This is a genomic window from Actinomadura keratinilytica (genome assembly GCF_039539665.1).
GTDB lineage: Bacteria > Actinomycetota > Actinomycetes > Streptosporangiales > Streptosporangiaceae > Spirillospora > Spirillospora keratinilytica.
Genome location: NZ_BAABDO010000001.1, coordinates 107907 through 128700 on the forward strand (window position 1 = coordinate 107907; position 20794 = coordinate 128700).

General features: G+C 76.4%; 11 protein-coding genes. All 11 read left to right on the forward strand.

Annotated elements, in window-relative coordinates; genetic code table 11:
• The first annotated feature begins 196 nt into the window (after positions 1-196).
• From ABD879_RS00465 to ABD879_RS00515, 11 genes are read left to right on the forward strand one after another with little or no spacing between them, the layout of a single operon-like run.
• Entirely contained in the window at positions 197-1420 is a 1224-nt protein-coding gene (locus tag ABD879_RS00465) for an isochorismate synthase (protein WP_345016228.1), read from the forward strand.
• Positions 1417-3069 (forward strand): (2,3-dihydroxybenzoyl)adenylate synthase, encoded by a 1653-nt coding sequence (locus tag ABD879_RS00470; RefSeq protein WP_345016229.1) that lies wholly within the window; start codon positions 1417-1419, stop codon positions 3067-3069. Before ABD879_RS00465 ends, ABD879_RS00470 begins: the two co-directional genes overlap by 4 nt.
• A 7-nt stretch (positions 3070-3076) precedes the next feature.
• Complete coding sequence (locus ABD879_RS00475; protein WP_345016230.1) at positions 3077-3745, forward strand: isochorismatase family protein; 669 nt, start codon at positions 3077-3079, stop codon at positions 3743-3745.
• Complete coding sequence (locus tag ABD879_RS00480; protein WP_345016232.1) at positions 3742-3981, forward strand: phosphopantetheine-binding protein; 240 nt, start codon at positions 3742-3744, stop codon at positions 3979-3981. Before ABD879_RS00475 ends, ABD879_RS00480 begins: the two co-directional genes overlap by 4 nt.
• Positions 3978-4832 carry a siderophore-interacting protein gene (locus ABD879_RS00485; protein ID WP_345016234.1) on the forward strand — a complete coding sequence of 285 codons (855 nt, stop codon included), beginning with the start codon at positions 3978-3980 and terminating at the stop codon, positions 4830-4832. Before ABD879_RS00480 ends, ABD879_RS00485 begins: the two co-directional genes overlap by 4 nt.
• A gap of 24 nt (positions 4833-4856) precedes the next feature.
• Positions 4857-5858 (forward strand): ABC transporter substrate-binding protein, encoded by a 1002-nt coding sequence (locus ABD879_RS00490; RefSeq protein ID WP_345016236.1) that lies wholly within the window; start codon positions 4857-4859, stop codon positions 5856-5858.
• Positions 5859-5881: 23 nt separating this feature from the next.
• A complete protein-coding gene (locus ABD879_RS00495) occupies positions 5882-6886 on the forward strand; it encodes a FecCD family ABC transporter permease (protein WP_345016239.1) in 1005 nt (334 codons plus the stop codon).
• Positions 6883-7902 (forward strand): FecCD family ABC transporter permease, encoded by a 1020-nt coding sequence (locus ABD879_RS00500; RefSeq protein WP_345016241.1) that lies wholly within the window; start codon positions 6883-6885, stop codon positions 7900-7902. The genes ABD879_RS00495 and ABD879_RS00500 overlap by 4 nt, the downstream gene beginning before the upstream one ends.
• The gene (locus tag ABD879_RS00505) at positions 7899-8732 is read left to right on the forward strand and encodes an ABC transporter ATP-binding protein (protein ID WP_345016242.1); all 834 of its coding nucleotides are present in this window, start codon (positions 7899-7901) and stop codon (positions 8730-8732) included. Before ABD879_RS00500 ends, ABD879_RS00505 begins: the two co-directional genes overlap by 4 nt.
• Complete coding sequence (locus ABD879_RS00510; RefSeq protein ID WP_345016243.1) at positions 8729-19273, forward strand: amino acid adenylation domain-containing protein; 10545 nt, start codon at positions 8729-8731, stop codon at positions 19271-19273. The genes ABD879_RS00505 and ABD879_RS00510 overlap by 4 nt, the downstream gene beginning before the upstream one ends.
• Positions 19270-20685: a DHA2 family efflux MFS transporter permease subunit gene (locus tag ABD879_RS00515; protein ID WP_345016245.1), complete on the forward strand. Its 1416-nt coding sequence runs from the start codon at positions 19270-19272 to the stop codon at positions 20683-20685. Before ABD879_RS00510 ends, ABD879_RS00515 begins: the two co-directional genes overlap by 4 nt.
• The last annotated feature ends 109 nt before the right edge of the window (positions 20686-20794 follow it).

Below are 20794 nucleotides of genomic sequence, written 5' to 3' on the forward strand. Positions count from 1 at the left end.
CACCCCTCTTCCCTTTGAACTTAGGTGAGGCTAACCTTTCCTATCGAGATCAAGATAGGTTAGCCTCACCTAAGTCACCCCGGAAGTGGTGATGGCGGCCGACGTCGGCGTCCCAGAGGGCGGCACGCCGAAGCGACGGCGGCGATGCGGCCCCGTGCGGCGGTCGCCGAACCTCAGCGAAAGGGGAAACCTCGACGTGTCCTCACCTGTGCTGGACCGGCCGCGGCCCGCGCATCGGGCGGCGGACCTGCTCGCCGCGTACCTGCCGGGCTCGTTCTACTTCTCGTCGCCGCGCGGTTCGCTGCTCGCCGACGGCGTCCACTCCTTCGTCCGGGCCGCCGGGCGCAGATCCCACGCCCGCGCCGCGGCCGAAGCCCTCGACGCGGCGGCGGGCGTGCTGGCGGAGCCCGTGGTGGCGGGCGCCATCGGGTTCCGGCCGGGCGCGGCGAGCAGCCTGGTCGTCCCGGCCGTGGTGCGCCGCGCCGGCGCGCCGGAGGCTCCGCTTCCGGGAGCCGCGCCGACGGCCGCCGGCCCGGCCACGTGGACGGTCACGCCCCGGCCGGCCCCGGACGCCTACGCCGACGGCGTCCGCCGGGCCCTGGAGCTGATCGGCGGCGGCGACCTCGACAAGGTCGTGCTCGCGCGCTGCCTGCGGCTGACGGCGGACGCCCCCGTCCCCGTCCCGGCCCTGCTCGCCGGCCTGGTGCGGGCCGATCCCGCGACCCACGCCTTCGCGGTCGACGTCACCGCCCCGGGCGACCCGGCCACCCGCACGCTGGTCGGCGCGAGCCCGGAACTGCTCGTCGCGCGGCGAGGCGACCGGGTGGTGGCCAACCCGCTCGCCGGGTCCCGGCCGCGCGCCGGCGACCGGGCGGTGGACCGCGAGCGGGTGGCGGAGCTGACGGCCTCGGAGAAGGACCGCGACGAGCACGCCCATGTCGCGGCGCAGGTCGCCGAGGTGCTCGGCCGGTTCTGCGGCGAGCTGCACGTGCCCGCCGAACCGGAGGTGGTCGGCACCCCGACGATGTGGCACCTGTCCAGCCGCATCACCGGGCGCCTGGCGGACCCGGCCGACCCCGGATCGTCGTCGCTGGCGCTGGCCGAGGCGCTGCACCCCACGCCCGCGGTGTGCGGGGTGCCCACCGCGCGGGCGCGCGACACGATCGCCGCCCTGGAACCGGAGGACCGCGGCTACTACGCCGGGCTCGTCGGTTGGACCGGTCTCGGCGGCGACGGGGAGTGGGTCGTCACCATCCGCAGCGCCGAGGTGTGCGACCGGACCGTCCGGCTGTTCGCGGGCGCCGGGATCGTCGCCGGTTCGGACCCGGAGGCGGAGCTGGCCGAGACCACCGCCAAGTTCGCCACCATGCTGCGCGCCCTCGGGGTGCGGGACGCGGCCGCAGCGGAGGGGGCCGCGTGAGCGCGACCGAACACCCCGGCCCCGACCACGTTCCCTGGCCGCCCGAGGCGGCGGCCCGCTACCGCGCGTCCGGCCACTGGCGCGGGCAGACGTTCGGCAGGCTGCTCACCGCGTTGGCGGCGGCCTATGCCGACCGCACCGCGGTGGTGGGCGAGCGGGCCGGGACGACGGTGCGCTGGACCTACGCCGAACTCGACGAGCGGGCCCACCGGATCGCGGCGGGGCTGGCCGGCCTGGGCGTCAAGGCGGGCGACCGGGTGGTGCTGCAGCTGCCGAACATCCCCGAGTTCGTGCCGGTCGTCTTCGGGCTCTGGCGCGCCGGCGCCTGGCCGGTGTTCGCGCTGCCCGCGCACCGCCGCACCGAGCTGCGGCACTTCGCCGCGCACACCGAGGCCGTCGCGATCATCACCGTCGACCGGCACGACCGGCACGACCACGCGGCCACCGCCCGCGCCGTCGCCGCCGACGTGCGCTCGGTCCGGCACGTGCTGACCGTCGGCTCGGCGGAGTTCGGCGACCTGGCCGCGACGCCGCCGCGCGAGCTGCCCGACCCCGACCCGGAGGGCGTGGCGTTCCTGCAGCTGTCCGGCGGGAGCACGGGCGTGCCCAAGCTGATCCCGCGCACCCACGACGACTACATCTACAGCGTCCGGGAGAGCGCCCGGATCTGCGCGCTGCGCCCCGAGAGCGTCTACATGGCCGCGCTTCCGGTGGCGCACAACTTCCCGCTGAGCTCGCCGGGGGTGCTCGGCGCGCTGCACGCGGGCGCGGCGGCCGTCCTGGCGCCGCGCCCCGACGCCGACACCGCGTTCCGGCTGATCGAGACCGAGCGCGTGACGATCACCGGTGTCGTGCCGCCGCTGGCCGCGGCGTGGGTGCAGGCCGCGGCGCGCACCGAACGCGACCTGTCCAGCCTGCAGGTGCTGCTCGTCGGCGGGGCCAAGTGCGGCCGCGAACTGGCCGAGCGGATCGGGCCCGCGCTGGGCTGCCGCCTGCAGCAGGTGTTCGGGATGGCCGAGGGGCTGGTCTGCTACACCCGGCTCGACGACCCCGACGACATCGTGCTCGGCACCCAGGGGCGGCCCATCTCACCCGACGACGAGATCCGCGTCGTCGACCCCGACGACCCCGCGGCCCCCTCCGACGCGGAGGTGGCGCCCGGCCGGGTCGGCGCCCTGCTGACCCGCGGCCCCTACACGATCCGCGGCTACTACCGGGCCGCCGAGCACAACGCGGCGGCGTTCACCCCGGACGGCTTCTACCGGACCGGCGACCTGGTGCGCCGGCACCCCTCCGGGCACCTGGAGGTCGTCGGCCGCGCCAAGGAGCAGATCAACCGGGGCGGCGAGAAGGTGGCCGCGGAGGAGGTCGAGGACCATCTGATGGCCCACCCCGGGGTGCTCGACGCCGCCGTCGTCGCCGTGCCCGACGAGTACCTCGGCGAGCGGACCTGCGCCTACGTCGTCCCCACCGCCGGCGCCCACCCCACCGGGCCCGAACTGCGGCGCTTCGTCCGCGAGCGCGGCGTCGCGGCGTTCAAGGTGCCGGACCTGGTCGTGGTCGTCGAGGAGTTCCCGGTGACCGGGGTCGGCAAGACCAGCAAGCGCGAGCTGCGGGCGGCGCTGGCCGCCCGCACCGAGAAGGGGTGAGGTCCTGGTGTCCCTGCCGAGCATTCAGCCCTACCGGCCGCCCGCCGCGGGCGAGCTCCCGGCCGGCCGGGTGGACTGGCGGCCCGACCCGGCGCGGGCGGCGCTGCTGGTCCACGACATGCAGCGCTACTTCCTCGCCCCGTTCGCGGGCGCCCCGGTGCCCGAGGTGACCGCCAACATCGGCAGGCTGCTCGCGGCGGCCCGCGCGCAGGGGATGCCGGTGTTCTACACCGCCCAGCCGGCGCGCCAGGAACCCGCCGACCGCGGCCTGCTCACCGAGTTCTGGGGCGCCGGCATCGGCGCGGCCATCGACGCCGACCCGCGGGCCGCCGACATCGTTCCCGAGCTGGCCCCCGGGCCGGACGACCGCGTCCTGGTCAAATGGCGCTACAGCGCCTTCCAGCGCAGCCCGCTCGCCGAGGAGCTGGCCGCGCGGGGACGCGACCAGCTGCTGGTCACCGGCGTCTACGCGCACATCGGCTGCCAGGCCACGGCCGTCGAGGCGTTCATGCGCGACATCCGCCCGTTCCTGGTGGCCGACGCGGTCGCCGACTTCTCCCGCCGACGGCACGACCAGGCCTGCGAGTACGTCGCGCAGCGCTGCGGCGCCGTGCTCACCACCGCCGACGCCGTGACCGCGCTCACGGCGTCCGCATCGATCGGAGGTACCCGATGAGCGGCACGCCCGCCCTGTCCGCCGACCGCGTCCGGGCCGACGTCGCCGCCCTGCTCGGCTGCGCCCCGGAGGAGATCGCACCCGACGAGAACCTGTTCGACCGCGGGCTCGACTCCGTCCGGATCATGGCGCTGGTCGAGCGGTGGCGCGCGGCCGGCGCCACCCGCCTGGAGGTGCCCGACCTGGCCGAGCGGCCCGAACTGGCGCACTGGACGGCCCTGCTGGAGGGCGCGTGAGCAGGATCGGTTCCCGGGACCGCCACCTGGAGCGGATCGCCGAGGTCAGGGCCGGAACACGGGCCGAGAAGGTGCCCTATCCGATCCGCATCCGCCGGACCGAGGTGGTGCGCACCGAGATGGTCGGCGCGGGCCTGATCCGGCTGACGCTCGGCGGCCCCGGCACGGAGGGGTTCGAGTCCCACGCCCCCGACGAGCACGTCAAGATCGTCTTCCCCGATCCGGACGGGACGCTGCGCCTGCCCGAACCGGACGGGCTGATGCTGCGGTGGCCGAGGCCGTCCCCCACCACCCGGGAGTACACGGTGCGCCGCTACGACGCGCGGACCGGTGAACTGGCCGTCGACATCGCCCTGCACGACGGGGGCCTGGCCTCGGACTGGGCGCGGTCCGTCCGGCCCGGCGACCCGGTGCACGTCGCGGGCCCGCCCGGCGGGCTGATCGTGCCGCACGCCTACGACCGGTACCTGCTGGCGGGCGACATCACCGCGCTGCCCGCGATCGCCCGGCGCCTGGAGGAGCTGCCCCGCACGGCGGCCGGCTGGGCGTTCGTCGAGGTCGCCGACGCCGCGGAGGAGATCGGGCTGTCGGCGCCCGAGGACGTCCAGGTGCGCTGGCTGCACCGCGGCGACCGGCCGCCCGGCACCGGCGGCCTGCTGGAACGCGCCGTCCGCTCGGTCGAGATCCCGGACGGGCAGCGCGTCTACGTGTGGATCGCCGGCGAGGCCGGAACGCTCAAGCCGCTGCGCCGGTGGGTGCGCGACGAGCTGCGCCTCGACCGGGGCGACTACGACATCACCGGTTACTGGAAGCGCGGCGTCGCCGACTACGACGACGACCACGAGCACTGATCAGATCACAACCCCGAGGAACACATGTTCACTGGTCGAACGGTACGTCGCTGCGCGGCCCTGCTGGTCGCACTCGCCCTGACGGCGACCGGCTGCGGGTCGGGCGGCGACGACGGCACGGCGGCCGCCGACGGCGGCACCCGGGTGTTCAAGGCCGACAACGGAAATATCACCATCCCGGCCAAGCCGCAGCGGGTCGTCGCGACCGGCTACGCCGTCCCGCCCCTGATCGAGGCCGGCGCGCCGCTGGTCGGCATCTCGACCTGGAAGCGCGGCGTGCCGATGATGGACGCCCGGACCAAGGCCGCCTACGACAAGCTGCCCAAGGTCGCCGGGGAGCAGGCCGCCGAGACCAACTACGAGGCGATCGCCAAGGCCAAGCCCGATCTCATCGTCATCGGCGTGCCCGCACCGGTGCTCGGTGACATCGACGTCGACCGCCTGAAGTCCATCGCGCCCGTCGTGGCGATCGGTCCGACCGTCCCGCGCGCCTGGCGCGACCTGTCGCGCCGCCAGGCCGACGCGGCCGGGGTGCTGCAGAAGTACGACGCCGCCAAGGCGCAGTACGAGGCCAAGGCCGCCCAGCTCGCCGCCAAGTACGAGGACGTCCTGCCGAAGCTGAAGTTCGCCCACGTCGGCTCGTACGGCGAGGTCGCCAAGGGAAACTTCCAGCGCGAGTTCGACGGGTCCTGGGGCACCAACGTCGCCAACGACGTCGGCGCCAAGTACTACGGCCAGGTCAAGCAGAAGGGCACCGGCTCGCGCAGCGTGAGCGAGTACCCCTCGATCGAGGAGCTGCCCAGCGCCTTCGCCGAGGCCGACGCCATCACCTACTCGGTCAACCCCGACGGCTCGGTGCCCGAGGGCGTCAAGTACGTGCTCGACCACAAGCTGTGGAAGAACCTGCCCGCGGTCAAGGCGGGCCGCACCTACCCGATCCGCTACACCGAGGCCGCGACCTACCGGCAGGCCATGATGACCCTGGACGCGATCGACGAGTCGTTCGCGCCGCTGCTGAAGCAGTGACGGCCGCGGGCCGTGAGGCCGGAGTGGGGCGAACCGAGCGGACGGGCGCGGCGGCCGGGCAGGCCGCCGCGCTCGCCGCGGGCGTGGCGCTGCTCGCCGCCGTGGCCGTGGTCAGCATCGGCGTCGGCGCCCACCGGGTCGCGCCCGCCGAGGTGGTGCGCGCCCTGTTCGCCTACGACGGCTCCGCCGAGCAGATGATCGTCAGGGACGTGCGCGCGCCCCGGGCGCTGCTGGCCGTCGGCGTGGGCGCCGCGCTGGCCGTGTCGGGCGTGCTCGTCCAGACGCTGTCGCGCAACCCGCTGGCCGAGCCGGGCATCCTCGGCGTCACCGCGGGCGCCGGGTTCGCGATGACCGTGGGGTCGGCGCTCGGGGCGGCCGCCGCCCCCGCCGGCCGACTCGCGGTCGCCACGGCCGGGGCCGTGCTGGCCGCCGCCCTGGTGTACGCGGTCGGCCGGTCCTCGCCGCTGCGCCTGGTGCTCACCGGGGTGGCGCTGAGCGCGGTGCTGTCGGGCGTGTCCCTCGGCATGCGGCTGATGCTTCCCGACGTGTTCGACCAGTACCGGTTCTGGTCGGTCGGGTCGCTCGCGGGCCGGGAACGCGCCCCGCTGGCCCTGCCGCTGGCGGCGATCGGGATCGCCGTCGTCGGCGCGCTGCTGCTCGGCCGAGCGCTGAACGCCGTCGCGCTCGGCGACAACGTGGCGCACGCGCTCGGCGTGCACGTCGCGCGGGTCCGGTCCACCGCGCTCGTGCTGATCACGGTCCTGGCGGGGGCGGCGACGGCGGTGGCCGGGCCGATCATGTTCGTCGGGCTGATCGTGCCGCACGCGGTGCGCCCGCTGGCGCGCGGCTCGGTGCCGTGGCTGACCGTGCACGCCGCGGTCTTCGGCGCGGTCCTGCTGCTGCTCGCCGACATGGGCTCCCGGGTGCTGCTGCCGACGGGCGAGGTGCCCGTCGCCATCGTGACCGCGTTCATCGGCGGGCCCGTGCTGATCTGGGCGGTCCGCCGGTACGGGGCGGGGGCGCCGTGAGCGTACTCGTGCTGCGCGCGGGCGGCCGCGCCGTCCACCTCGAACGCCGGACGCTGGTGCTGTCGGCGGCGCTGGTGGCCGCGATGCTCGGCCTGGGCCTGCTCGGCCTGTGCTACGGCGCGGAGTGGGCCGCTCCGGGCGAGGTCGTCACCGCGCTGGCCGGGACGGGCGACGCCGAGGTGGTGATCCGGGACTGGCGGCTGCCGCGGGTGCTGGCCGCGCTGGTGTTCGGCGCCGCCCTCGGGACGTCCGGGGCGATCTTCCAGAACCTCACCCGCAACCCCATGGGCAGCCCCGACGTCATCGGCCTGGACGCCGGCGCCTACACCGGCGCGCTGGTGGCGCTGACCGTGCTGTCGGGGACGTCGACGCAGCTGGCGGTGTGCTCGGTGGCGGGCGGGCTGCTCGCCGCCGCGGTCATCTACCTGCTGTCGATGGACGGCGGGCTGTCCGGGCTGCGCCTGGTCGTCGTCGGCATCGCCGTCAACGCGGTGGTGACGGCGCTGAATTCCTGGATCGTGCTGCGCGCCGAACTGGAGGTCGCCATCGCCGCGGTGGGGTGGAGCGCCGGATCGCTCAACGGCGTCGACTGGGCCGACCTGGCGATCCCGCTGTGGACCATCGCGGTGCTCCTGGCGCTGATGGCGGCCGGGTCCCACGCCATGCACCAGGCCGCGCTGGGCGACGCCGTCGCCGCCGCCACCGGGGTCGGGCTGCGGCGGCTGCGGCTGCTGATGGCGGCGGCCGGGGTCGGCCTGACCGCGACCGTCACCGCCGTGGCCGGGCCGATCGCGTTCATCGCGCTGGCCGCGCCGCAGATCGGCCGCCGGCTGGCCCGGGCCCCCGGGGTGCCGCTGCTGCCCGCCGCGCTGACCGGCGCGGTGCTGCTGCAGGCCGCCGACCTGGCCGCCCAGGCGCTGCTGGCGCCCGTGTCGCTGCCGGTCGGCGTGGTCACCACCGCGATCGGCGGCTGCTATCTCCTCTGGCTGCTCACCCGGGAAGTGAGGCGACCATGACCGAGCCGAGCGGACGCGCCGCCCGGCTGCGCGCCCAGGATCTCACGCTGCGCTACGGGGACCGCGTGGTCTCCACGCGGCTGAGCATGGACGTCCCCGACGGCGCCTTCACCGCCGTCGTCGGCCCCAACGCCTGCGGGAAGTCGACGCTGCTGCGCGCGTTCGTGCGGCTGCTGCGCCCGGCCGAGGGCAGCGTGCGGTTCGACGGTCGGGACGTCGCCTCCTACCGGAGCAAGGCCCTGGCCCGCACGCTCGGGTTCCTGCCGCAGGACCCGCTGGCCCCCGACGACGTCAAGGTCCGCCAGCTCGTCGCCCGCGGACGCTTCCCGCACCAGGGCCCGCTGGCGATGTGGTCGCAGCGGGACGAGGACGCGGTCGCCGAGGCGATGCGCACCGCGGGCGTCGCCGACCTCGCCGACCGGCCCGTGGCCGAACTGTCCGGCGGGCAGCGGCAGCGGGCCTGGGTCGCGATGGCGCTCGCCCAGGACACCGAGTACCTGCTGCTGGACGAGCCGACCTCGTTCCTCGACATCACCCACCAGTACCGCCTGCTCGCGCTGCTCGCGCGGCTGCGGGACGAGGGCCGCACCGTCATCGCGGTGCTGCACGACATCAACCAGGCCTGCCGGTACGCCGACCACCTGGTCGCCATGCGCGACGGCCGGATCGTCGCCGAGGGCGCCCCGGCCGACATCGTCGACGCCGCGCTGCTGCGCGAGGTCTTCGACCTGCCGTGCGTCGTCGTGCCGGACCCGGTCAGCGGCACCCCGATGGCCGTCCCGGACCTCACCCACGAGCACCTTCCCACAGTCTCCAGGAGTGTGAGTTGAGCACCGTCCGCCACCAGACCCGCCCGCCCGCCGACCCGTCGGCGACCGGCCCGACCCTGGAGCTGACCAGCGCCCAGCTCGGCATCTGGAACGCCCAGCGGCTGGAGCCGGACTCGCCCTACTACCTGGTCGGCGACGTGGTGGAGATCGCCGGCGACCGGCCCGTCGACGCCCGGCTGCTGGCCGCGGCGATCCGGGCCACCGCGGCCGAGGCCGAGAGCCCGCGGCTGCGGGTGTTCGACACTCCCGACGGGCCGCGCCAGGTGATCGGCGACCCGCCCGGGCCGCCGGAGATCGTCGACGTGTCCGCCGAACCGGACCCCGCCGCGGCCGCGGCCGCGCTGGTCGCCGCCGAGCGCCGCCGCGCCGCAGGCGCCGCCCGCGAGATGGTGGACCGCAGGCTGTTCTTCCAGACGGTCATCCGCCTGTCCGAGCGCGAGGTCTGGTACACCCAGCTCGGCCACCACCTGGTCTTCGACGGCTACACCGCGGCGATGCTGGCCCGCCGGACGGCCGCGCACTACACCGCGCTGGCCACCGGCGCCCCCGCACCGCCGTCGCCGTTCGGCCCGTTCGCGAACCTGGTCGAGACCGACCGCGCCTACCTGGCGGGCGAGCAGTTCGAGCGGGACCGCGCGTACTGGCTCGACCGGCTCACCCCGCTGCCCGACCTCGGGTCCGGCGCCGAACCGGCGCCCGGCCCCGCCGACCGCACGCTGAGCGCCCGCGCGGTCGTGTCGGCGGAGGAGTTCGCCCGGCTCCGCGCGTTCGCCGACGCGGAAGGCGTCACCTGGGGCGAGGCGCTCATCGCCTGCTACGCCGCGTTCCTGCACCGCCGGCTGGGGCAGACCGACGTGGTGTTCGCGCTGCCGCTGATGTGCCGGACGGGCTCGGAGCTGCGCACGCCCGGCATGGCGGTGAACGTGCTGCCGCTGCGGGTCGCCGTCCGCGGCGGCGACCGGCTGGGGGAACTGGCCAGGCGGGTCGCGGCGGCGATGCGGGAGATGCGCGCGCACCAGCGGTACCGGGGCGAGAACCTGCCCCAGGACCTGGGCGTGCCCGGCGCCGGCGCGCTGCTGCACGGACGCGGCGTCAACCTCAAGGTGTTCGACCTCGCGCTGGACTTCGCCGGCGCCCGCGGGGTGATGCGCAACGTCGCGGGCGGGCCGCCGGAGGACATGGGCCTGAGCGTCCTGCCGACCCCGGACGGCGGCCTGCTGCTGGGGTTCGAGGTGGACGCCCGCACCCACGACCAGGCGGGCGTCGACCGCAAGCCGGCCGAGCTGCACCGCCTGGTGACCGCGCTGACCGCGCCGGACGCTCCCCCCGTCGGCCGGGTCGAGCTGATCGGACCCGGCGAGCGCAAGCGGCTGCTCGACGAATGGGCCCGCCCCGCCCCGCCCGGCGCACCCCGCGACGTGCCCGCCGTGCTGGACGAGCTGGCCGCGGCGCACCCCGACCGGACCGCTCTGGTGCACGGCGCGGACCGGCTGTCCGCCCGCGACCTGGCCGAGCGCGTGCACCGCCTGGCCCGGGCGCTGCGGGCCCGGGGCATCGGCCCGGACGACGTCGTCGCGCTCGCCCTGCCCCGCTCCGCCGACCTGGTGGTCGCGCTGCTGGCGGTGCTGGACGCCGGCGCCGCGTTCCTCCCGCTGGACCTGGCGCATCCGCCCGAACGCACACGCGAGCTGCTCGCCGACGCCCGGCCCGCCCTCGTCCTCACCACCGAGGCCGCCGCGCACCTGGCCGGAGGGCTCCGCCTGGACGCGCCCGACACCCGCGCGGAACTGGCCGAGCTGCCGGGCGGCCCGCTGGCGGCAGACGAGCTCGCCGCCCCCCGGCACCCCGACCACCTCGCCTACGTGATCTACACGTCGGGGTCCACCGGCCGGCCCAAGGGCGTGCTCGGCCGGACCGGCGCGCTGGCGCGGCTGCTGCACCACCACCGCGCGACGGTGGTCGCCGAGGCGGAGCGGGCCGCGGGACGGCGGCTGCGCGCCGCGCACACCTACTCGTTCGCGTTCGACTCCGCCCTGGACCAGCTGCTGTGGCTGCTGTGCGGGCACGAGCTGCACCTGTACGACGCGGCCCTGGCCCGCGACGCCGAAGCGCTGCTCGCCGCCTACACCAGGGATCGGATCGACGTGGTCGACACCACCCCGTCGATGGCCGCCCCGCTGATCGACGCGGGCCTGCTCGACGGCGGCCTGCTCGACCGTGGCCACCGGCCGTCGCTGCTGGTGCTCGGCGGGGAGGCCACGTCGCCGGCGCTGTGGCGCAGGGTCGCCGCGTCCGGGATCGCGGCGCGCAACATGTACGGCCCCACCGAGGCCACGGTGGACAGCACCACCGCCCGCATCGGCGGCGACGACCCCACGATCGGCCTGCCGCTGGGAGGCACCCGCGTCTACCTGCTCGACAACGGCCTGCGGCCGGTGCCGCCCGGCGAGCGCGGCGAACTGTACCTGGCCGGGCCGCACCTGGCCCGCGGATACCTCGACCGGCCCGGCGCGACCGCCGAGCGGTTCGTGGCCGACCCGTTCGCGGGCCCGGGGCGGCGGATGTACCGCACCGGCGACCTCGCCCGCTGGGTGCCCGGCCGCGGGCTGGAGTACCTCGGCCGGGACGACGGCCAGGTCAAGATCCGCGGCCACCGGGTGGAGGTCGGCGAGGTCGAGGCCGCGCTCGGCGCGCTGCCCGGGGTGAGCGCGGCCGCCGCGGCCGTCCGGACCGACGGCGGCCCGGCCCGGCTGGTCGGCTACGTCGTCCCGGCGGCCGTGGTCGTGCTGGACGAGCTGCCCCTGACCCCCAACGGCAAGGTGGACCGTGCGGCGCTGCCCGCCGCCCGGGGTGCGGGCGGCGGCCGCGGCGCGCGCACCGGACGCGAGCGCGCACTGTGCACGGCCGTCGCCGACGTGCTCGGCCTGGCACGCGCCGGCGCCGACGACGACTTCTTCTCCCTCGGCGGCGACAGCATCACCGCGATCGGCGTCAGCAGCCGCCTGCGGGCGCACGGCCTGGACGTCCGGCCGCGCGACCTGCTCTCCCGGCGCCCCCTGGCCGCCATCGCGGCGGACGCCGAGGAGCGCACCGCCTCGGCCGCGGCCCCCGACGACCCGGTCGGCCCGGTCCCCGCGCCGCCGATCGTGCGCGCGCTGCTCGACCCGCACCCCGACGTCCGCGACATCGCCGGGTACGCGCAGTGGACCGCGCTCGCCGTCGACGAGCCGCTCGCCCTGGCCGACCTCGTCGCCGGCGTGCAGGCCGTGCTGGACCGGCACGACGCGCTGCGGCTGCGCGTGGACGCCGCCGCGGACCGCCCCTACCGGCTGGAGGTCCGCCCGCGCGGCGCGGTGCAGGCCGCGCGGATCGTCACCGAGGCGGGGGAGGGGGAGACCGCCGCGCTGGCCGCGCGGCTGGCGTCCGCCCTCGACCCGCAGACCGGCGACATGCTGCGGGTGGCGCTGCTGCGCACCGGCGAGCAGGCGCCGGACCGGCTCGTGATCGCGGCCCACCACCTCGTCATCGACGGGGTGTCCTGGCGCGTCCTGCTGCCCGACCTGCACGCCGCCTGCACCGCCGCCCGCGACGGACGCCCCGCCGACCCGCCGCCCGCCGGCACGTCGTGGCGGCGGCATGCCACGCTGCTCGCCGACCAGGGCGAGACGGGCGCCCGCCGGGCCGAGCTGGACCACTGGCGCCGCCCCGTCGACCCCGCCTGCCGCCCGCTGGGCCGCCGCCCCCTGGACCCGGCGCGGGACACCGCCGCCACGGCCGCGCGGTCCACCACGACAGCCGCCCCCGAGGTCACCGCCGCGCTGCTCACCACGCTGCCCGCCGCCTACCGCGCCGGGGTCGACGAGGTGCTGCTGGCCGCGCTGGTGCTGGCGCTGCGGTACTGGCGCAGGCGCCGCGGCCTGCCCGTGCAGGATGAGTTCACCGTCATGATGGAAGGCCACGGCCGCGAACAGCTCGCCGCCGGCACCGACCTGTCCCGCACGGTCGGCTGGTTCACCAGCGAATACCCGGTGCGCGTGCCCGCCGACACGGTGCGCGCCGAACACGACCTCGTCGACGCCCTGGCCGGAGGCGTGGCCGCCGGGCGGCTGCTGCGCGCCGTCAAGGAGGCCAAGCGCGCCGTCCCCGGCGGCGGCGTGGGCTACGGGGTGCTGCGCCACCTCGACCCGGTGACGCGGACGGAACTCGCGGCCGCGCCGCCACCGGAGGTGCTGCTCAACTACCTCGGCCGGTTCGCCCCGCTGCCCGGCACCGGGTGGCGGCTCCCCGAACGCGACGCGTTCGCGGTGATCGAACCGCCCGGCAAGGCGCTGGAACAGGTGCTCGCGCTCAACTGCTTCGTGCACGAGCCCGGCGACGGCGGGGACGCCCCGCGGCTGGCGGTCGAGTGGACCGCCGCCGCACGGGTGCTGGACGCGGACGCGGTGGCCGGCCTGCAGAGCGCCTGGGAGGCCGCACTGGCGGGCCTCGCCGCGCACGCGGCCGGGATCGGGCCGGACGGCGGCGGCCTCACCCCCTCGGACCTGCCCCTGGTCGCCCTGGACCAGGCCGACATCGACGCCCTCGAACGCCGCCGCCGCATCGCCGACGTGCTGCCCGCCACGCCGCTGCAGGTGGGGCTGTCCTTCCACACGATGGCGCGCGGCGACGACGACACCGACGTCTACGTCGTCCAAGCGGTCATGTCCCTGGTCGGCGAACTGGACCCCGAACGCATGGCCGCGGCGGCGCGGGAGCTCCTGCACCGCAACCCGGCACTGCGCATCCACCTGGCCGCCACGGCGGCGGGCGACGTCGTCCAGGTGGTGCCCGCGGACGTCGACCCGGCCTGGCGGCACGTCGACCTGTCCTCCTGCGACCCCGGCGAACGCGCCGACCGGCTCGACGCGCACCTGCGGGTGGAGCTGGACCGCCCGTTCGACCCGGCCGAGCCGCCGCTGATCCGCTTCCTGCTGTGCACGCTCGGCCCCGGCGAGCACCGGCTGGTCATCACCAACCACCACGCCCTGCTCGACGGCTGGTCCATGCCGCTGGTCGGCCGCTCCCTGCTGGCGATCTACGCCGAGCTCGGCGGCGGCCCCGCGGCCCCGCAGGGGCGCCCGCCCGCCGACTACTTCCGGTGGCTGGCGGGCCGGGACCGGCAGGCCGCGCTGCAGGCGTGGCAGGACGCGCTGGCAGGCGTCGAAGAAGGCACCCGGCTGGCCCGCGCGACCGCGGACACCCGGATCGAGCGGCCCGGGCGGGTGACCGTCCCCCTGGGCGCCGAGCTCAGCGAACGGCTGCGCGCACTGGCCCGCGCCCGCGGCGTGACCCTGACCACGGTGCTGCAGACGGCCTGGGGCCTGCTGCTCGGCCGGCTCACCGGACGCCGCGACGTCCTCTTCGGCTGCCCGGTCTCCGGCCGTCCCCCCGAGATCGACGGCGTCGAGACGATGATCGGCCAGTTCGGCGGCACCATCCCGGTCCGCGTCCGGCACGCCCCGGGCGACACCGTGGCGGACGTCCTGGCCGAGGTGCACGCGCAGAACGTCGCGCTCGCCGAGCACCACCACGTCGGGCTCCCCGACATCCAGCGCGCCGCCGGCGTCGGCGACCTGTTCGACACGATGCTGGTGATGGAGAACTTCCCGCTGTCGAGCAGGCGGCGGACCACCCTGGCGCCGGGGCTGGACCTGGCGGCCGTGGACATCACCGACGCCACGCACTACCCGCTCACCGTCATCGTCATCCCCGAGGACGAGATCACCGTCGGCCTCGGCTACCAGCCGCACGCCTTCGACGAGGACACCGTGCGGCGCTACGGGCGCTGGCTGCGCAACCTGCTGCGGGAGATGGCCGCCGACCCGGCGCGCCCGGTGGCGCGGGTGCCGATGCTCGACCCCGGCGAACGCGACCGCCTGCTGCGCCTCGGCGACGGGGGCGCGCCCGCCCGGCCCCGGCGCGGCTGCCTGGAGGAGTTCGCCGCGTGGGTGCGCCGCAAGCCCGACGCCGAGGCGGTGGTGTGCCGCGACCGCGGCCTGACCTACGCGGAGCTGGACCGCCGGGCCAACCGGCTCGCGCACGCGCTCATCGCCCGCGGCGTCCGGCCCCAGGACCCGGTCGCGGTGCTGCTCGGCCGCGACGTGGAGATGGTGGTGGCGCTGTTCGGCGTGCTCAAGGCGGGCGCGGTGTACGTGCCGATGGACCCCGGCTACCCGCCCGGCCGCCTGGCGTACATGATCGACGACATCGCGCCCGCCGCCGCGGTGACCACCGGCGACGCGCTGGACCGGCTCGGCGGCCGGCTGCCCGCCGAACGCCGCGTCCCCCTGCTGCGGCTGGACGACCCGGCCGCCCTCGACGGCCCCGAGACCTGGGACGCCGACCCCGCCGGGGCGCGCCGCGGCCTCACCGAGGACGCGCTGGCCTACGTCATCTACACCTCCGGCACGACCGGCCGCCCCAAGGGCGTCGCGGTCTCGCACCGCGGCGTGCCCTACCTGGTCGCGCTGCAGGAGGAGGTCGTCGGCGTCACCGAGCACGACCGGTACCTGCACTTCGCCTCGACGAGCTTCGACGTGGCCTTCTGGCAGACCATGGTGCCGCTGCTGTCGGGCGGCACGTCCGTCATCGCGCCGGAGGAGGTGCGGGTGCCCGGCGACGAGCTGCTCGACTACATCACCGAGCACCGCGTCACGGGCGTGAACCTGCTGCCGTCGTTCCTGGCCGCGATGCCCGACGACCTGACCGTCGACCCCGAGGTGCTCTTCGTCGTCGGCGCGGAGCGGCTCGACCCCGCACTGGCCCGGCGGTGGGGCGACCGGCGGGCGCTGTTCAACGCCTACGGGCCCACCGAGGTCACGGTCAACTCGGTGACCTGGCGGTACGAGCCCGACGACGCGGGGCCGCTGCCGATCGGGCGGCCCGACCCGGGCGTGCGCGCCTACGTCCTGGACGGCGGACTGCAGCCGGTCGGCGCCGGCGTGACCGGCGAGCTGTACCTGGCCGGCCCCAAGCTCGCCCGCGGCTACGTCGGCCAGCCCGGCCTGACCGCCCAGGCGTTCGTCGCCGACCCGTTCGGCGGCCCCGGGGAGCGCATGTACCGCACCGGCGACCTGGTGCGGTGGCGGCCCGACGGGCAGCTGGTGTTCCTCGGCCGCGCCGACCACCAGGTCAAGATCCGCGGGTTCCGCATCGAGCTCGCGGAGATCGAGACCGTGCTCGGCCGGCACCCGCACGTCCGGGCCTGCGCGGTGATCGTCAGGGAGGACCGGCCGGGGGACCGCCGCCTGGTCGGCTACGTCATCCCGGTCGACGGCGCCGACCTCGACCCCGACCGGGTCCGCGACGACCTGGCCCGCGAACTGCCCGACCACATGGTGCCGGCCGCGCTGGTGGTCATCGACCGGCTGCCGCTGGGCCCCTCCGGCAAGCTGGACCGGGACGCGCTGCCCGCCCCCGAGCAGCGCGCCGCCACCCCGGCGCGCGAACCGGCCACCCCCGCCGAGACCGTCCTGCTCGGCGTCGTCCGCGACGTGCTGGGCACCGCCGAGGTCAACCTGGACGACGACTTCCTCGACGTCGGCGGGGACAGCATCGCGTCGCTGCGCCTGGTCTCCCGGGCCAGGCGCCACGGGCTGCGGCTGAGCCCCCGCGACGTCTTCGAGGGACGCACCGTCGCCGGCATCGCGGCGCGCGCACAAGGCCCGGACGGCGGCGCCGCCCCGGACGCCTCGGCCGGTCCGGCCGTCGGCGACGCGCCGCTCACCCCCGTCATGCGCGACCTGCTGCGCCGCTGCGCCGCGGCCGGCGCGGCCGCCGACGGCTTCTGCCAGTGGACCGAGATCTGCGTCCCGGCGGGCGGCGACCCGGCCGTGTGGCGGGCGGTGCTCGACGCGGTACTGGAGCGGCACGACGTGCTGCGGGCCCGCCTCGCCCACCCGGGCGGGGCGGCCGAGCCGGTGCTGCGCATCCCGCCGGCGGGCGCGGTCACCGCCGCGCAGGTGCTGACGCACGTACGCGCCGAGGACGGCGACGACCTGCGTGCACTGGTCGACTCCCGCATCGCCGCCGCGCGCGCCCGGATGGACCTGCGCACGGGACCGCTGCTGCAGGCCGTGTGGGTCGATGCGGGCCCGACCCGGCCCGGCCGGCTGGCCCTCGTCGCGCACCATCTGATCGTCGACGGCGTGTCCTGGCGCATCCTGCTCGACGACATCGCGCACGCCTACGACGCCGCCACCGCCGACGGGCGGGGGAGCGCCGCCGTTCCCGCGCTGCCGCGGCACGGGGAGTCCTTCCTTTCCTGGGCGCGGTCGCTGCGCGCCGCCGTGGAGCAGCGGCGCGCGGAGCTCCCGCACTGGCGGCGGATCGCCGAAGCGGCGGCCGAACCGCTCACCGACAAGCCGCGCGACCCCGCCCGGGACACCGCCGCCACCGCGGTCCACCACGAGATGCGGCTGGAACCCGACGTGACGCGGACGCTGCTGACCGCCCTGCCCGCCGCCTACCGCACGACCCCCGACACCGTGCTGCTCACCGCGCTGGCCACCGCGGTCGGCGACTGGCGCGGCGGCCGGCCGCGGCTGCTGGTCACCCTCGAAAGCCACGGCCGCCCGCCGCACACCCCCGACCGGGCGCGCCCGGTGGACCTGTCCCAGACCGTCGGCTGGTTCACCGCGGCCTACCCGGCCCTGGTGGAACCGCCCGGCGACGCCGGACTCCCGGAGGCGCTCAAGGCGGTCAAGGAGCAGCTCGGCGCCCACGGCGACGGCCTCGGCCACGGCGTCCTCGCCGCGGCGGGCGAGCTCGGCGACGCACCGGAACCGGAGATCAGCTGGAACTACCTCGGCCGGTTCCCCGCGGCCCCCGGTGCGGAGACCGCCTGGCAGCCGCCGCCGGACGCCCAGCCGCTCGGCTCGGTCGCGGGCGACGACCTGCCGCTGCCGCACAGCCTGATGATCAACGCGCTGGCCCGCGACGACGGCTCCGGCGGCGACGGCGGCGTCCTGGGGATCCGGTTCACCTGGCCCGCGGCGCTGTTCACCGAGGCGCAGATCGCGGCGCTCGCCGACCGGCTCCGGCGCGCCCTGGCCCGGCTGGCGGACCCCGCCGTGCTCGCCGCGGCCGGGCTCACCCCCTCCGACCTGCCGCTGGTCAGCCTGGACCAGGCCGCGATCGACGCCCTCGAACGCGGCCACCGGATCGCCGACGTGCTGCCGCTGTCCCCGCTGCAGCAGCTGATGCTGCGGCACTCCCGGGCGGCGCGGGCCCTGCACGCACCCGACCCCTACACCGTGCAGTCGACGTTCTCCCTCGCCGGGGCCCTGGACGTCGAGGCGCTGCACGCGGCCGGCGCCGACCTGCTCGAACGCCACCCGAACCTGGCGGCGGTGTTCCCCGTCGCCCCCGGGCTGGACAACGTGCAGGTGCTGCCCGCCGAGCCCCGCCCGGACCGCCGGGCGATCGACGTGTCCCACCTGTCCGATCCCGGCGAACAACAGCGGCGGGTCGACCGGATCCTCGCCGACGACCTCGCCGAACCGTTCGACCTGGCCGCCGGGCCGCCGCTGCGGCTGACGGTGATCCGGCGCGGCCCCGACCGGGCCGAACTCGTCCTCACCAGCCACCACGTGCTGTCCGACGGCTGGTCGGCGCCGCGCATGCTCGCCGAACTCTTCGCGTGCTACACCGCCCGGGTGCGCGGCCGCGCACCCGGCGACGCCCTGCCCGCCCCGGTCCCGTTCGCCGACTACCTGCGCTGGCGCGCCGCCCGCGACCAGCAGGCCGACCTGGCCGCCTGGCGCGCCGAGCTCGACGGCCTGCCCGAGGGCGACCACCTGACCGGCGACGAGCGGGCCGTGCCGGTGGCGCGGCGGCACCCGGAACCGGTGCTGCTGGAGTTCGACGCGGACCTGGTCGCCGCGGTCACCCGGACGGCGGCCCGGCACGGGCTGACCCCCAACACGATGCTGCAGGGCGCGTGGGCGGCGGTGCTCGCGGCGCGCTCCCGCCGCCGCGACGTGTGCTTCGGCGCCATGGTCTCCGGCCGCACCCCCGAGGTGGACGGCGTCGAAGAGATCATCGGACTGCTGGCCAACACCGTGCCGGTGCGCGCCCGCTTCACCGGAACGCTCGCCGAGACCCTGGCCGACCTGCAGGCCCGGCAGCAGGCCATGATCGAGCACCAGCACGTCGCGCTGGCCGACCTGGAGCGGATGACCGGGCGGCGCCGGCTCTTCGACAGCCTCGTGGTGTTCGAGAACTACCCGGTGGATCCCGACGCCCTCCGCGAACCCGCCCCCGGGCTGACCGTCACCGGGACCCGGTTCCGGGAGACGACGCACCACCCCCTGACCGTGACCGTCATGCCGGAAGGCGGCGGCTGGACGGGCGTCCTCGGCTACCAGGCGGAACTGTTCACCGCCGCCGAGGTGCGCGGGCTCGCCGACGACCTGCTGCGCGCCGTCCGGGAGCTGGCCCGCGCCGGAACCCTCGGCGAGGACGCCGCCGCCGTCCTCGCCCGCCTGCAGGGCACGCGGTGAGCGGCGGGTACGACGGCGCGACGAAGATCGACGCGTCCCTGCTGCGCACCGCGTTCATCCTGGTGCTCGGCACGTTCATGGCGACCCTGGACGGCACGATCGTCACCGTCGGCGTCGACACGCTCGCCGAGGAGTTCGACGCACCGGTCACCGAGATCCACTGGGTCACCACGGCCTACCTGCTCGCCGTGGTCGCCGCGGTGCCCGCGTCCGGCTGGCTGCCGGACCGGTTCGGCGGCCGCCGGACCTGGCTGGCCGCGGTGGCGGTGTTCCTGGCCGGATCGGCGCTGTGCGCGCTGGCCTGGTCGGTGCCGAGCCTGGTGGCGGCCCGGGTGCTGCAGGGCCTCGGCGGCGGGCTGCTCCCGCCGACCGGACAGGCCCTGCTCGCCCGGGTCGCCGGCCCCCACCGGACGGGCCGGCTCATCAGCGTCGTGGGCGTGGTGCCGCTGCTGTCCCCGGTGCTGGGCCCCCTCGCCGGCGGATCGGTCCTCGCCGTGGCCGACTGGCGGTGGCTGTTCCTGGTCAACCTGCCGGTCGGCCTGGCCGCGCTGCTGCTGGCGCGCCGCCATGTGCCCGCACCGCCGCCGTCCGCGCGGGGCGTCCCGTTCGACGTGCGCGGCGCGGTGCTGATGTCGCCCGGCCTGGCCCTGCTGATGTTCGGCCTCACCATGTACGGCGACCGGGCGTCCGCGTCGGCCCCGGCCGCCGTGCTCGCCGGCCTCGCGATGCTGGCCGGGTTCGCGGTGCACGGCCTGCGCACGTCCGGCGTGCCGCTGATCGACCCGCGGATGTTCGCCCGCCCGCCGCTCGGCGCGGCGGCGCTGGCGCTGCTCATGCTCGGCGCCGCGGTGTTCGGGACGATGTTCCTGCTGCCGCTGTACCTGCAGAGCGGCGACGGCCTGTCGGCGTTCCAGACGGGCCTGCTGCTCACGCCGCAGGGCATCGGCGCCGTCGCAGGGTCATTGCTGGTGCAGCGCATCATCGACGCCACGCCCCCGCGCAGGCTGGTGCTGACGGGGCTGGCGCTGGTCGTGCTGGGCACCGCGCCCTTCACCCAGCTCGCGGACGACCCGCCGTACGCCGTCATCGCGGGCGCACTGCTGGTGCGGGGGCTGGGCGCCGCCATGATCGGCGCGCCGGTGATGAACCTCGTCTACAGCCGGATCGACTCGGCGCACCTGGCACGCGCGTCCGGAGCGCTCAACCTGCTCAACACCGTGGGCGGAACGGTGGGCACAGCGGTGGTCGCGGTGATCCTGAACAGCCGCCTGGACGCCCGGGGAACAGACGTCCCCTCGGCCTACGCCGACACCTTCTGGTGGGTCCTGGCCTTCGGCCTCCTGGCAACCACCGCCGCCGCCCGCCTCCCCGGCACCCCACCCGCCGCCCACCCTCCGCAAGGCAAACGCTGAAGTGAACAGCACCCAAAACCACCAAGGCCCGATACAAGGTCGCCGCCCCCTGCTCCCGCCCGCCGCCAGCGACCACGACACCCCTGCCAAGCCGTGTCCGGCGAATCAT